General features: G+C 57.2%; 11 protein-coding genes. 7 read left to right on the top strand and 4 right to left on the bottom strand.

Annotated features, from left to right (window positions below):
- Window positions 1-73 precede the first annotated feature (73 nt).
- Entirely contained in the window at window positions 74-1,405 is a 1,332-nt protein-coding gene (locus tag ACR9ZN_RS22435; protein WP_454811222.1) for a glycosyltransferase family 4 protein, read from the bottom strand.
- Entirely contained in the window at window positions 1,389-3,440 is a 2,052-nt protein-coding gene (locus tag ACR9ZN_RS22430) for a capsular polysaccharide biosynthesis protein (RefSeq protein WP_481273213.1), read from the bottom strand. The genes ACR9ZN_RS22435 and ACR9ZN_RS22430 overlap by 17 nt, the downstream gene beginning before the upstream one ends.
- 862 nt (window positions 3,441-4,302) lie before the next feature.
- On the opposite strand from ACR9ZN_RS22430, the gene ACR9ZN_RS22425 reads away from it, so the two are divergent.
- From ACR9ZN_RS22425 to ACR9ZN_RS22395, 7 genes are all read left to right on the top strand, one after another.
- Window positions 4,303-5,475, top strand: coding sequence for a polysaccharide biosynthesis/export family protein (locus ACR9ZN_RS22425; protein ID WP_454811218.1), 1,173 nt, complete (start codon window positions 4,303-4,305; stop codon window positions 5,473-5,475).
- Between the two features lie 481 nt (window positions 5,476-5,956).
- The gene (locus ACR9ZN_RS22420; RefSeq protein WP_454816601.1) at window positions 5,957-7,396 is read left to right on the top strand and encodes a mannose-1-phosphate guanylyltransferase/mannose-6-phosphate isomerase; all 1,440 of its coding nucleotides are present in this window, start codon (window positions 5,957-5,959) and stop codon (window positions 7,394-7,396) included.
- Between the two features lie 138 nt (window positions 7,397-7,534).
- Window positions 7,535-9,010, top strand: a complete 1,476-nt coding sequence (locus tag ACR9ZN_RS22415) for a glycosyltransferase (RefSeq protein ID WP_481273212.1) — start codon at window positions 7,535-7,537, stop codon at window positions 9,008-9,010.
- 16 nt (window positions 9,011-9,026) lie between these two features.
- The gene (locus tag ACR9ZN_RS22410) at window positions 9,027-9,413 is read left to right on the top strand and encodes a hypothetical protein (protein ID WP_481273211.1); all 387 of its coding nucleotides are present in this window, start codon (window positions 9,027-9,029) and stop codon (window positions 9,411-9,413) included.
- 64 nt (window positions 9,414-9,477) lie between these two features.
- Complete coding sequence (locus ACR9ZN_RS22405) at window positions 9,478-10,503, top strand: class I SAM-dependent methyltransferase (RefSeq protein ID WP_454811214.1); 1,026 nt, start codon at window positions 9,478-9,480, stop codon at window positions 10,501-10,503.
- 263 nt (window positions 10,504-10,766) lie between these two features.
- Window positions 10,767-11,585 (top strand): FkbM family methyltransferase, encoded by an 819-nt coding sequence (locus ACR9ZN_RS22400; RefSeq protein ID WP_481273210.1) that lies wholly within the window; start codon window positions 10,767-10,769, stop codon window positions 11,583-11,585.
- An 83-nt stretch (window positions 11,586-11,668) separates the two neighbouring features.
- Window positions 11,669-12,736 carry a hypothetical protein gene (locus ACR9ZN_RS22395; RefSeq protein WP_481273209.1) on the top strand — a complete coding sequence of 356 codons (1,068 nt, stop codon included), beginning with the start codon at window positions 11,669-11,671 and terminating at the stop codon, window positions 12,734-12,736.
- A gap of 22 nt (window positions 12,737-12,758) precedes the next feature.
- Here ACR9ZN_RS22395 and ACR9ZN_RS22390 read toward each other — a convergent pair whose 3' ends face one another.
- Together ACR9ZN_RS22390 and ACR9ZN_RS22385 are read right to left on the bottom strand one after the other, a co-directional pair.
- Window positions 12,759-13,499, bottom strand: a complete 741-nt coding sequence (locus ACR9ZN_RS22390) for an ABC transporter ATP-binding protein (protein ID WP_454811208.1) — start codon at window positions 13,497-13,499, stop codon at window positions 12,759-12,761.
- Window positions 13,496-14,731, bottom strand: coding sequence for a KpsE/RkpR family capsule polysaccharide export protein (locus ACR9ZN_RS22385; RefSeq protein ID WP_481273208.1), 1,236 nt, complete (start codon window positions 14,729-14,731; stop codon window positions 13,496-13,498). The genes ACR9ZN_RS22390 and ACR9ZN_RS22385 overlap by 4 nt, the downstream gene beginning before the upstream one ends.
- Window positions 14,732-14,765 lie beyond the last annotated feature (34 nt).

Here is a 14,765-nt window from a genome sequence, read left to right as displayed (position 1 = left end):
TTGATAAAGTAGAAAATTGTATCTCACATGGGAAAATTCCCTAAGGTAGATGGTAGCATGAAACAGTCCTCTCTCATGCTGGCCTCCGCCTGACGAAGTTGTTTTTCGAGGCCGAGTGCTGGAAATGATCGCGCATGACCTCGAGGGCCTGCTGTACGTGATCCTGCCATGTGGACACGGCGACACGGGTGCTGAGCTCGAAACGGTCCGAGGCCAGCGTCGTCACCGCGCCCATCCACTGCGGCAGGTCGATGGGGTCGACCAGGCTGATGCCGTGATGGCCGGCAAGGTCCGCCACTTCTCGGTGGGCGGGAATATCTGAGGCGATCACCGGCACGCCGAGGGCATTGGCTTCGAGGATCGGCAGCCCGAACCCCTCCACCAATGACGGCTGCACCATGCCGTGAGCGCCGGCAATCAAGGAGGCCACGGCTCGGTCGCTGAGGTCCGAAACTTCCACGACGTGGCGGGCCAGCGGTGCCGCATGGGTCAACAGATCCAGGACCTGATCGACCTTCCAGCCTCGCCGTCCCACCAGGACCAGGCGCGGACAGGCCGTACCGAGTTTCTCGGCGAGCCGGCGCCAAAGCAGCAGGAGCAGGGTGTGATTCTTGCGGGCCTCGATCGTGCCGAGACAGACGAAATAAGGTATTTGTGACGGGGGTGGCCGCAGCGCCTGGCGGGTCAGGAACTCGTTCTCGACGGCCAGAGGCACTACCACGATGGGTGGCGCAGGGGAGCGACGTTCGCCCCACGGGGTGATCGTCGCCAGCCATGCGATGAACCGATCGCGCGAATAAGCCGAATTGGCGATGATCAGATCCGCGTGCTGCAGCAAGGAAAGCATGCGTCGGTGATGCTTGTCCGCCTCCCCTTCGCGGCAAAACTCCGGAAAATCGATAGGAATGAGGTCGTGCAACATGGCGACGATGCGGGCGCCTCGCCGCTTCATCTCCTGAATTTTAAGTGTGTTTTCCAGGCCGGAGTGGGAGGTATTGAGATACACCGATCCGCGCAGGTCGGGAGGCAAGTCCCGGGTGCCGAAGACCTGCCGCATGCCGGCGAGCGCTACCCGGGCGGCGGAAGGCTCGGTACGGCCGGTTTCCGCCAGGCGGCGGCAGCCGCGTTCGGAGAGCCAGGCCGGTGCGGCCAGATAATCGGCCAAATCGGTGTAGATGCGATCCTCTTCGACGCCGGAGCCCTGCCAGGCCAGGTATTCCGTGGATGGCAGGAGCCTATCGACACGCCGCAGGCCGTTGAAGCCGGGCATCTTGGCCACGAAGGAGACGTCGCCGGCGAGATCGGGCAGCAGCCGGATATAGGCGGCATCAACCCGGTCTATGCCGGTGGGCGTGGTGCGAATGAGCCGGCGCAGGTGCCGCGATACGTCAAAAAGAAACTGCATTGCGTGGCCACCAGCGTATGATTCGGTGCAAGGGGTTGGTTCTGCCGGCAGGGGCCTGGCGCGCCGCGCTCAACCAGGCCACCGCGTCTTCGGCTTCCATTGGCAGCCGCCGGACGGGGTGAAGATAGGTCGGATAGAGGATGAGGGCGGCAGCCACCAATTCGTCGAGCGTGCGGCGTTGCGTGCGGCGCGGTATGGCGACGCGGTCGGTCGTCAGGCCCCAGCCGGCAAAGAAGGGCGCGCCGTGGCAGGTCACGGGCTTGTCTCGCAACAGGGCCTCGAATCCTGCCAGCGAGGTCCGCACATGCACTTCGTCGGCAAAGTCGATCCAGGCCGCCGCATCGCCCGACACCGCCAGATGATCGGCCAGGGCGCTGGCCTCGTTCCGATCGCTCAGGCCGGGCCGTTTGCCGGACACCAGATCGGGGTGCTCCTTGAAGATGACGAAGGCGTCGGGGCAGTCCCGGCGGACGGCCCGGAGAAATTCGAGATTGCTGGCCTGGCAGGGCAGGCCCAGCTTGAGGGATTGGTCATCCGGCACTTGTCCCGTCACCAGCACGCGCCGGCGGCCCCGCGCCTGCCGAGGAACCTCGTCAGGCACGTCGCTGCTCAGATTATATTTGGTCAGGCCGGCCTGCAGGATCGCTTGGCGCAGCCGGGCGGCGCGATCGGTAAGTTCGGCAGGAAACGTGCCGGTTTCGAGCAGGGTTTCGAGGTCGCTGATGGCGGTTGCATTGTAATAGATGCCGCTGGCATCGAAGCACAGCGAGATCGGCACGGTGCCGGGGAAGCCGAGCCCGACCGATCTGAGGAAACCGTCTTCGACCGTGATTGCTGGTGCCCTCGCAGCCCCGCCGGCGGCGGAAGGCGGCAGACCCCAACTCAGTTGCCGTGCCTTGCCGGAGGCCGCTGCGCTGAAGCGAAGGGTACCGCCGGGGGCGGCACAGTAGCGCCGCAATATCGGCCGCTTGTGCTGTTTGATGGCGACGGCCTCGGTCTCCCCGCGCCAGCGGCCGGCATGGGCTCGCCAGCCTTGTAGCCGTGCGATCGCCTGTTCAGGACTGGCGGCGCGGCGAGTGACCGGATCGGCATAGAGCGGGTAGCGGATCAGGGCGGCATCGACGAGATCGACGATGTCGAGCGGGGCGCCGGTCCGTGCCTGAAGGCGGCGGGCCAAGGCTTTGTGCGCGCTCGGCCGGACCGGCCGGTCCTCGGTCAAACTCCAGCCGGCGTAGAAGGGCACGCCATAGCACCGCACCGGCAGGTCGCGCAGTAGGGCGTCGAAGCCGAGTTGGCTTGAGACGGTCCAGACCTCGTCGACCTCGTCGAGCACGGCATGGGGGGAGACCGCATCATCGAGCCGGTGCAGATGGGCAGCGGCCGGGAGGCCGGCGAAGCTGCCTTGGGCTCGGCCCGCCATCACATCCGGATGGGAGCGGATGATGACCTGCGCGTCCTGCAGGGCGAGGGCATCGGCCAGCATGGCGGCAAAACTCGTCTCGTCGGCGCAGGCCCCGGCGATCGACAAATCGCCCGCGACCTGCTCCACCAGCAGGATCCGCCGGTTTCCGCGCGGCCCCAGCGACACGGGCGTGTCGGGAAGGTGATTATATTTGGTCAGCCGTCGTTGCACGATGTCTTCGCGCAGGGCGGCCGCGCGTGGCCGGGACGCGCGGAAATCCCCCCGCGCCAATTCGTGTTCGAGCCGCGACGGTGTGCGGGCGTCATAATAGACGCCGAGGTCGTCCATCACCACCGAAACGGCGGCCGCCCCCATCTTGCCGAGGCCGACCGAGCGCAGGAAGCCGTCCTCCAGCGTGAAGAAGGGGCGGGAAAGCCGGGCAGCCCTATGCCTGGCCCAGCGGGCCGGCAGCTTGCGGCCCCAGCCGGCGATGGCGTCAACCCGCGCTCCGGCCCGTTCCAGCGCCACCAGCCGGTAATCCGGCAGCAACTCGCCCAGATCGGGAAAGCGCAGCAGGGTGACCAAGGGCAGGCCGATAACGCTGCCAGGACGAGGCAACCAGGACTGATCCATCAGCATACCTCATGGGGCAGGGGAACGAGCCCGGCCGACAACGAGCCGGAGACACTGACAGAAGATCGCGGCTTCAGTGCCGCTTGCGTGCGCGGGCCGGTCAAAGACAGCCGTGAGTTGGATCGCGCTGCGAGTCTGAAAGACCTGGCCGGATGTCCTTCTAGGCGGAAACTGCTTACGCGTGCCGGTGGAAGTGACGATGCAAGGACGTGATGTTCTACTACTAAAGGAGTAGTGCCGATTTCGCAGACAGGCTTCTGGCGATTACAATTCGCGGTCGAGGCGTCCTCCAGGGGAATTCGAGCGGAATGCTGGCTATCGGAGGGTAGTATATTATAAGAATACCTAATTTTTTTCTTGATGAAAGTTGGAAAAACATGGTGTGCGATTAAAGATACGTTCCCAGAAGAGAATCTAATGTGTAGATTTCGTGACGGGATAGCTGCCGCAGCCGGCGCAATTTCTGTTGCATTATCACTGAAAGTTTGCAAATTGGCCCGGGCTGTCATGCAGCCTCCTTTGGTCGGCACTGCCAAAGCCCTCCGCCAATTTTCATGATTCCTACTTACCTTTCGGGAGACAGGAACGGAAGCGAAAATGTGGGACAAGGGAGCGGGGAGTTTGCGTTGGCCCGAGCGAAAGAGGTTTCCATGGCGAGATGGGTAGAGGCCGATTCGGCGTCTGAAGTCGTGGTGTCCATGTCGTCGGCGTCGATTGGGAAATGTTCAGAGGAAATGGCTGTTTCGGCAAATGTTACCTCTTTCGGAATTGAGATCTTTACCACAAAGAGCATCAAAGCTTGTTCCGATCTGTCAGTGATGGGAAAAAGAAATGGTGCCGTTGAAAAGCGAGTGATGTTGAAGTGCTGCGTATTCCAATCATTCTCCTGATCACCGCCGGCCTTTCGGCTTGCTCCAGCCTGCCGAATGCTGGCCCCACGGCCAAAACCATTCTGAACAATCAGCAGGGTGGCGGTGCGCAGGCGCGCGGAGTTGCGAGCCCCTATTCCATCTTCGACGTCAACGCTGCGACGGTCGCCGTGTTGTCGCGGCATCGGCCGACCGGCTTCCTTGGCAGCTTTGCTGCCGGAGGCCCGCCGTCGAGCGGCACGCTGGGCGTGGGCGACATGGTGTCGGTCTCCATTTTCGAGGCGAGTTCGGGCGGCCTGTTCGGCACCTCCGACGCCACCGGCAGCGCAGGCAGCAAGAGCGTGCAGTTGCCGCCCCAGCAGATCGATCGCGGCGGGCGCATCAACGTGCCTTATGCCGGCAGCGTCGTCGCAGCCGGGCGTACACCGGCTCAGGTGGGCCAGGCTGTTGTCAGCGCCCTGTCCTCCAAGGCGATTGAACCACAGGTGCTGGTCACGCTTACCCAGAATGCCGCCAATCTCGTCACGGTGTCCGGCGAAGTCGGCCAGGGCGGGCGCTTCCCCCTTGCCGTCAAGGGCACGCGCGTGCTGGATGCGATCGCTCTCGCTGGCGGCCCGCGGGCAGCCGCCCACGACCTCTTCGTTCGCCTGACCCGTGGATCGCGCACGGGCGTGGAAAGCCTGACTTCTCTGGTCTCCAATCCGCGCGAGAACATCTATATGCGCGCGGACGATCAGCTCTTCATCTATCGCGAGCCGCGCACCTTCACCGTGCTCGGCGCCACCGGGAAAAACGACACCATCGAGTTTACGAGCGACAGGGTCACTCTCGCGGAAGCCATCGGCAAGTCCGGCGGTCTCAACGACCAGCGTTCGGATGCCAGCGGCGTCTTCGTGTTCCGCTATGAAGATGCAGACGCCTATCGCGACCTCAGGGGCGGAGCGGCGCCGGCCGGTTATCGTTCGGGCAGCGTGCCTGTGGTCTATCGCCTCGACATGAAGAATCCAGGCTCCTTCCTGTGGTCGCAGCGTTTCCTGATGCGCAACAAGGACGTGCTCTACATCTCGAACGCGCCCTCGACCGACCTCGCCAAGTTCCTGCAGATGATCGGTGGAGGCGTGGGTATCGTCAGCGCCGGCGCCAATCTGTCGACGATCGGGCGCTAAAGTCCAAGCTATCGAGCGGTTTTGCTCCAGCGCGCCTCGCCCGAAAGGGCGGGGCGCGCTTGCTTTGAAAGCGTCGCTTCGTTCGCTCTGGTCGAGCGGGTGACGACGCCTTGGCGGCGCATTCGAAATGACCTTGAGTAATTGTAGTAATATAATACTATGTTTCAATAATTTTTTAGAATTGAAGCCGGCACATGTGTCGAATGAGAATGCCGGAAATTTACTTAAGTATCTGATTATAATGGAAATATTTCAAAAAAGCGACCGCGTTGATGTTCGGCTGGATTTGTCCATATTTGTGAATGTGGTGGTATTATCAGAAGAGGCGGCCTTATCTTCGCCTCGATCTTCTGGAATGTCACTTGATTGTCATAAGTATGTCGGTATTTATGCGAGAGAATCCTTGCGGCACTGACGTTGCGTGATCTGAGTTTGTCGCAAGGACTGAACCTGCCTGGAGGTGTTTGTGGCGTCCGAGATCATGGAATTCAAGCGCGAGCCATTCAATTCGATTCGCCCTCTGATCATGTGCGGTGGTTCCGGTACTCGGCTCTGGCCCGCCTCTCGCTCCAACCGCCCCAAGCAGTTCCTGCCTCTTTTCGGGGCGCTCTCGACCTTCCAGGAAACCCTGCGCCGGGTTGCCGACGCAGGTCTGTTCGGACGTCCCGTCATCGTCACCAACAAGGATCATCGTTTCCTGGTCTCTGATCAGCTGGAAGCGCTCGGCATCGAGGCCGATGTCCTGCTGGAACCCCAGGCGCGTGATTCGGGGCCGGCCATTCTCGCCGGCGCCCGCCATATCGCCGATCAGGATGGCGAGACGGCCCTGGTGCTTGCCTTGGCTGCGGATCACATGGTGCGGGATGTCGAGGGCTTCCATCAAGCGTGCAGGCATGCAGGCACCGCCGCCAGGGCCGGCCATATCGTGACCTTCGGCATCGAGCCGACCGGTCCGGCCATCGGGTATGGCTATATTGAGCCGGGCGAGGAGGTCGCCGTGGGCGGGCGGCGCGTGGCCCGCTTCGTCGAGAAGCCGGATGCGGCGACGGCGGAGCGCTATGTTGCCGAGGGCTTTTTGTGGAACTCGGGCAATTTCCTGTTCCAGGCGGGCGTGCTGCTCGGCGACTACGCGGCGCATGAGCCTGAGACGGTTGATGCAGTGACCGAGGCCGTTGCCAGGGCCCAGAACGATCTGGGCTTCCTGCGCCTTGATGCAGCCGCCTTCGCGCGTGCCGAAGCCCGCTCCATCGATTATGCGGTGATGGAGCGCACGGCGCGCGCGGCCGTAGTGGCTGCGGCCTTCGACTGGTCGGATGTCGGCTCCTGGAGCGCCGTGCGCGATCTCCACGCCCTGGACGAGGCCGGCAATGCGGCCCGCGGCGAGGCAACCTTCGTCAATGCCCGCGCCAATTTCGTCTCCACGGACGGACCACTGGTCGCCGTCGCCGGTCTTGATGACATTGCCGTCGTCGTCACGCCCGATGCCATCCTGGTGGCGCGCCGCGACGATGCAGCCGGTGTCAAGGCGCTGGTCGAGCAGCTCAAAGCCAGTCATCGCCCCCTGACGCAGGAACACCGGCAATCCTTCCGTCCCTGGGGCAGCTATCGCTCGCTGGATCTGAGCGAGCGGCACCAGGTCAAGTCCATCGTGGTCAAGCCAGGCGGACGTCTATCGTTGCAGAAGCATCATCACCGCTCCGAGCACTGGATCGTGGTGCGCGGCACCGCTCTCGTCACCGTCGGCAGCGAGGTCAAACCGGTGCATGAGAACGAATCCGTCTACATCCCGATCGGCGCGGTGCATCGCATGGAGAACCCCGGCAAGATCGATCTGGAGATCATCGAAGTGCAGACCGGCGGCTATTTCGGCGAGGACGACATCATCCGCCTGGAAGATATCTACAACCGTGAGGCGTCGTGACAGTCGACCTCATCAGTGCCGCTGGTCATTCCGCACGATGGATGCCATCGAAGCTGTGAAATGTTCACCGAAGCATCGGAATAAGTAATTTTTTAATTGAGACCTGATTGCTCATAAGACAAGGGTGCATTACCGGTCATGCAAAAAAACGTTCTTTTAATATCGGACAGTCTTGGAACGCCGATACATGCTCGAGGGATTTTTAATTTTACCTTTGGTGTCGTGCAGATCATCAAGAAATTAGGGCACAAGGTAACTTTGCTTGTCGAGCCCCCGCGGACGGGGCTCTTGTTTGCCAATCAGAGGGCTGGAAGACAGATCAATGATCTGGGCACGAGAAGAGCCTATTTCGCTGATGCGATGCGTCATTTCGAAGGAGATAGATTTGGCTTCGATTGGCACTATTCCGACCAGAGTGAACAACGTCTTGCGGATGAGCATCCTCAATTGATGGATTTTCGCCTGGCGATGAAAGATGCGGAAAATGCCCGAGAACAATTTTTGTTCTCAATCGAACAAGGCGAGTTATCCGAATATGCCTCTTCGCCCTATTCCGATCATTTGCGTATATTTGATGCTATTCTGACACATAGGGCCATTTATTCTGAATCATTTCGGCGAGGATACCAAAATTTACGGCCGGTTGCGATAGATGCGACCGGCTTTGACCGAGTTATCATTGATACGCCGCATTATATTCAGATTGAGGGAGTTGATTCCAAGGACATATCGTATGTCATTCATGATCTTATCCCATTTTATGAAATTTCAATGGGATTCGATTGGCGCAAATTGTTTGTCCATAAGATGGAATGTACGATGTCTGTTGGACGAAACGTCATTTATAATTCCGAGACAACGGGGAATTACTTTAGAAGGATCTATGGAAATAATGCCGTTGACCGAGAGATAACGATTTATCCTCCAATTCGCGAAGAAGTTAAGCAGGCCGCCTTGCTCGGGGGTAGAGGCGCGCCGTCTAATTATGTTCGAGCCATTCGCCGGAATAAAATGAAGGAGCAGAAGCAATGGTTGGTAGATATCTTCAAGCGTAAACCTTCTTCTCGAACAAAAAGAAAGCTCTTTCCGCTACCGGTATGGAATGGAGATCTACCTTTCTTTTGTAGCATTCTTTCGGACGAGCCGAGGAAGAATGTTGCAGCTCTCGTGGAGGCTTCCAAATCCTATGTCGGCAAGGCGAATTTCGTTGTCATGGGGCAGATTGATGGGAACCGTTACATGGACCATAGGCCCGGGAACTTCCCTAATCTCCACTTCACCGGTTACGTCTCGGATGCCCAGAAATTCGACCTGTTAAGATCCTGCGAAGCCTTCATTTTTCCGAGCTTGAACGAGGGATTCGGGATTCCGATCGTTGAGGCGGCGACTTTCGGCACACCTATCATTTGTACGGATCTGGAGGTCTTTCGTGAGATCACCTACGACCAGGCCTACTATTTTGATGGCAATAAGAAGGGGGATCTCGTGCAGGTCATCGAGCAATGCAGAGCAGACCCAGCCAGCGAGCAAAAGGGGTTGGCGCTTAAGGAACTCGTGAATCGAGCGTTCAATCAGGATGTAATGGCCGAGCGCCTGGCGACATTGTTGGCCTGAGGAGCGCGGGGTCACCATGACAAACGACAATGTAACTCGCTGCGAGCGGAATTTACTCCAGACCCTCGTTGATAATTTCCCGAATAAGATCGATCTGAATTACTTCGAACTCAGCAATATCGCCCAGGGGCGGGCGGTCTGGGGCGATGGCGAGGTCGCATCCGCCGAACATCTCATGGCGACGCTGAGTCTGATGAGGTCGCAAAACCTCCTGAGCGCCGATTTTTTCCTGGACGGTGAGCGACACTATCTCTGGAATGTGTGCCTGCAGGTAGGGGCCTATGAAGCCTTCAAGAAACGGCTTGAAGGCTTCATGTCCGACCCGTCCATCGCATTTCGGGATCTCTTGGGGAGCGTTCTCCGCGACATGAAGGCCGACGAACCGCGAAGCGGGCCTCGTTGACGATGCCGTTTGTCTGTGGCGCCACCTTATATGAGCACACATGCCCTCTTTGGGAGATACGTTAATGTTTTCGACGGAAATGGACAAAGCTGATCGTCAGAAGCTGATCGACGAAATACAGCTTCTAAAGCAGAAGATAGAGAATTTGGAGCGCGAAAAGGTGGATGGATGGCGCGTTGGCCATGACGCGCGCAATCTCGCAGAGGCGATTGCTTTCAAGGGGGATCAGGAGAATAATCTCTACAAGGCCTTTGTTGGCACCGAAATGCCGGAGTTCAGTCCACCGAGATCGATCGGGCTGACATCGGCATTGTGTCACCAGCGCCATTTTCTACTGGATCAATACCGTTTCTGGGTAAAGGCATTAAAGGATAAGCCGAGGTTTCTTCGCAAGCAGTGGGAACATGTCTATATTGCGCAGGTACTTTATGAACGTGGGATGCTTTCCCACGGGAAAAGGGGGCTTGGCTTTGGAGTTGGACAAGAGCCGCTGCCCGCTCTATTTGCGTCCTTTGGAGCCGAAGTTGTGGCGACTGATCAGTCGTTACAATCCGCTATAGATGCAGGTTGGGTTTCTACGCATCAACATATCGTGGATACATCGGCCTTGAACGAACGCGGACTCTGCACCGATAAGATGATGAGGGAGTTAGTCAGCTTTTCGGAAGTCGACATGAATGCTATCGATCCGAAGTTTCATGGAAAATTCGACTTTTGCTGGTCGTCATGCTCGCTGGAGCATTTGGGGTCGCTGCAGCATGGGCTCGATTTCATCGAAAATTCGTTGCTCACCCTCAAGCCTGGGGGCGTAGCCGTGCATACGACGGAGTTCAATTTGAGTTCAAATGAAGCAACGATCGAGAGCCCCAGTATCAGCATTTATCGAAAGCAGGATATTTCGGCGCTGGTGGAGCGATTGATCATGCGGGGGTTCAAGACGAAAGAGGTCGATTTTGATACCGAAAATGAAGGTTATGCCGAGCAGGTGGTAGATCTACCTCCCTATGGCCGGGGCGAACCGCATATTCGTTTGAGACTTGGTGAATTCGACGCGACTTCAATTTGTTTAGTTGTAGAAGTTCCCAAATAATAATTTCGATTTTGCGCCTCTGAGGGGCGAGTGCATATACTGATTGTGCTGCCATTACGCTAAAAATATATTTAATAATTTCTCCAAAATGACGATTTATATGGGAATGTCTAGGAATATTTTGCATATTCGCGGGAGTAATGAAAGATAATATACGTAAAAATACATCACGTGCTGTGATAAATGTCCGCCGCCACGTGAACTTATCAGGTCGGAGCGACCCTTTCGCAGTCAACGCGATGGGAATAAATATGAGGTAATAAATGCCGGTGTCGTTCGCGCAGGCTCTGGAAGATGTCCTGCTTTTTCGTGCACTGGGCACGATAGAATCGGGTTTTTACATTGATGTCGGAGCAAATGATCCCATCTCAGATTCGGTTACAAAGATGTTCTATGATCTTGGTTGGTCAGGGATCAATATTGAAGCCGCACCAGTTTGGCATGAGAAGTTGATTAAAGAAAGGCCTAGAGACATCAACTTGAATGTCGCTGCTTCGGATCGAACTGGTACGCTTACATTTCATGAGATTGAGGATAGCGGGCTGTCCACATCCAGCGCGGATTTTGCTGCTCGACATACGGCCAGTGGGTTTCGGCGACGCTCTTATGATGTCCAAGCCGATACTCTCAAGGCGATTTGCGAAGCCCATGTTACCGGCCCTATTCATTTTTTAAAAATCGATGTCGAAGGTGCCGAGGATGCCGTTATTCGAGGCGCTGACTTCAAACGGTTCCGGCCGTGGATCATACTGGTTGAAGCGACCGAACCGTTGTCTACCGTGCAGACGCATGGCTCCTGGGATCCCATTCTTACCGATGCGCAATATGATTTCGTGATTTTTGATGGACTCAATCGGTTCTATGTTGCTCAAGAGCATCCGGAATTAAAACCTTTTTTCTGCGCCAAAGCAGATGACTACGAGCGCATTACGGCTGTCTGGACCCGCGGGTATTGGGAAAATATTGCCAAAGAGCAGGGGATCGAATTGGCTCAGCTTGGCAAGGAATTGAGGGAGTTGAAAGAAAAATTCAAGGAAACCAGAGAATCCATACACCGTCTGATGAAGATAGAAGAGGACTAATTCCTCAGGATTTTTGTGGAATTGCATGGTTTCCTGTGCAGGGAGTCCTGTACCTGAGTGAATGACAGGGGTGGGAGTGTAGTTTGCTAATAACCGTCCTCGGCCTCCCATCGCCCCTAGCCCATCGCGCCGTGCACGCAATTCAGTTGATTGCTGGGGGAGCGCTTGGCGCCGTCGATTTCTTTCATTTTACCACGATCGAGCAATTGCAGGAGCAGTGGGCTCGGCGTGAAAGCGATCATGTAATCCTTCACACGGATAACCCTGACGCGCGTATAGCCGGTTTGCTCGCGGCGAATGCCAAGCAAATCATTCTGGTAAGTGAGGATCCGGTTTCGGCAGCGCTGCATATTCGAGATAGCTCGGACGTAGAGTTGGGATCTGCGGTTCGCGCGGTCTCTTCGATTTTCGCTTCGCTTCATGATGTCATCCTGCGGTGCCCGAATCTGCTGACTCTCTCCCCCGGCAACAGTGCGACACCGGCATCATTAGTCTCGCACGTACTGAGTTTCCTTGGTCTCGAGCTGACCGAATCGAAAACTACGGAAGTTCTGCGTATGCTTGCCGGTCCCGACGGAAATCGCTGGCTCTACGGGATTGATCGGAATGACGACGCCCGCACCGCGTTGAGCAAGAATGATCAGGCGCTTCTCCAGTCACTCATACCCTACAGATCGATACTTGGTATGAAGCCTGTCGAGCGGTTCAACTGGCCGAGGGAGCTGTTTTTTGGTACGGATCGTATTGGTACGCCTATCAATGCGCCCTTTGAGGAAGTGATTGAATTGGTTGGTCCCGCGCGAATATTGTGCTGCGGGCCATATTTTCACCTCCCGCCGGCAGATTGGGTTTTAACTTCCAGCATTGAAGTGAACGACAATCATTCCGGCAATGAACTTCTGATCGAGGTTTTGGCGGGGAGCGAGACTTTGGTTCACAGGCCGGCTTTGTTGCCGGACAAAGGGCATTACTTCTTTGAGGTCTCTTTTACGATAACCGAGCCGCGAAACCGAATCGAGTTTCGATTGTGGACCCGGCAGGGAGCCATTGAAGGTACCCTTGCCTTGAAGAAAATAGAGGTGTCGAGGAAGCCTGATCGGAAGAAACAGCCGCGATCAGGACCCGTATCGTCGAAAGCCGTCTCGCTCTGAATTTTGTCCGATCCATTCTGCTTCACAGACTAGAATAGATACTCAGAGCCAGTTCCAGATCATCAAAGACCCGGCCACGGCCACCCTTGAGAACGAGAGCACTTCGACAGAAATTGCGGATGATCTCGACATCGTGGCTGACGATGATCATGGCGCAGTGAGCCCGTTGTACAAACAGGGCATCGAAACATTTACGGTGGAAGCGCTGGTCACCGACAGAGAGCACTTCGTCGATCAGAATACATTCGAAGTCGATAGCCAGAGTCAAAGCGAAGGACAGCCGCATTCGCATGCCCGAAGAGTAGTTCATCACCGGAATGTAAAGCTGGCGCCCCAACTCGGCAAAATCATCCACGAAAGCGACCACGTCATCCAAAGGGCGTCGGTAGATACGTGCGATGAAACGGATGTTGTCCATGCCGGTCATATGACCCTCAAGTCCGCCGGAGAAGCCGAGCGGCCAGGACATGAACAGATTGCGTGCGATTGTACCGGTGGTGGGAGGCTCTACGCCGCCGATGATCTTCACCAGCGTCGACTTGCCCGCGCCATTGCGGCCCAGCACGGCGATCTTCTCTCCCGCGTGCACGTTAAAACTGATGCCGTCGAGCACGCGCCGGTGCCCGATCGATGTTTCGTAGACCTTGGTAATTGCGTCGAGATGGATGCCGCGTTTATGCGCTGATAAACGGGAAGGCACTGGCATGCCAATTTCAGGGCGTGCCAAAGCCGGGACTACTGGGCCTTTCAGCTCGAGTGTCATGGCCGATGCTCCCTGACAAGGGCGATCGCGAAGCGCAGGACCGCGTAGAATGCAAAGCACATTGTAGCAATCAAGGCGAGCCAGATCAGCCTGCGCGGATATTCGGCGGTACTGGCCAAATTGGGCTCGGAAATGCGCACCAGATAGACATGTGGCGTCTCTGCTTCCTGCCGAGCCTTGAGCAGATTGGTCGTCGCTGCTTCCAGCGTTCGCGCAGCCAGTGCCCGCTCCAAGGTCAGGCGTTCATAGCCGGCGATAGCGTCCGACATTGCCCCCGTTCCACCGACCACCTCCAGGCGGAGCTTCTCTATCTCCGCGCGATATGAGGAAATTTTCTGTCCCAGAGGAGCTATGCTGGGACTGTTGGGAGAAAGTGATTTTTGCTGCTCGAGCGACGCCTGGAGTTGTGTAATAGCCGTGGTCATCTTGGCGATCGATTCGAGCGCCGCGGACGATTCAGTGTTCGGATCGACCAGCCTAGCTTCATTGCGGTATCGTGTCAGCTTGGCCTCGACCGCGGCCACGCCATCCTGCGCCCTGCCAACGATCTGCTCGGCATAATCCACGCGATCGGCATAAGCTCTCTTGTTCAGCTTATTGACGAATTCTTCGGCGTGCTCGATGACGGCCAAAGCGACATTACGTGCATCTTCGGCCCTGTAGGCATAGGCGCGCACCGAAATGATCCCCGTGCTTTCGTCGATCGTGGTGGAAACCCAATCCCGGAAATGCTTGTAGAAGCCTTCGAAATTGTCGTTCTGCATGACGTTGGGAAAACGGCTGAGGAAATCGCTTTCCGGCCGGGTATACACATCCTTCAAGCCGTCTCGCGTGGCGAGTAATTGGGCCATGTCGCGTGAACGCATGAAGGCATAGACGGCCTGCGTTTCTTCGTTTGAACGAGAGAATCCTTGTGTACTCAGGACGGTGCTGAGGTTGTTTTCAGCAGGGGTGCGCACCATCACTTCCGTCTCGGAGGCAAATTGATCGGTGGCAAAGACGAAGAAATAGAGTCCAGCAAGCAAAGTGGGGAATACGAAAGCGATCCAGAACAGCGAGCGGTTGGGAGCGCCGTCTTTCGTTATCTCTCCGGATGTCCCGTGGACGATTAGATCTCCCGTCGGCGCCAAAGGGATCAATTCGATCGGCGCCAAGTCTTGTGGCGCCGGGTCTTGTGGCGCCAGCTCTTGTGGCGCCAGCTCTTGGAGCCTATCCGCATGTTTCTGCTGCAAGTTCCAATGCTTTCTATGTCGTCTTGGGGAGAAG

Source organism: Labrys sp. HAY1-8F (assembly GCF_056754975.1).
Note: the sequence above shows the minus strand (reverse complement) of the source record. Positions and strands in the feature narration are given on the sequence as shown.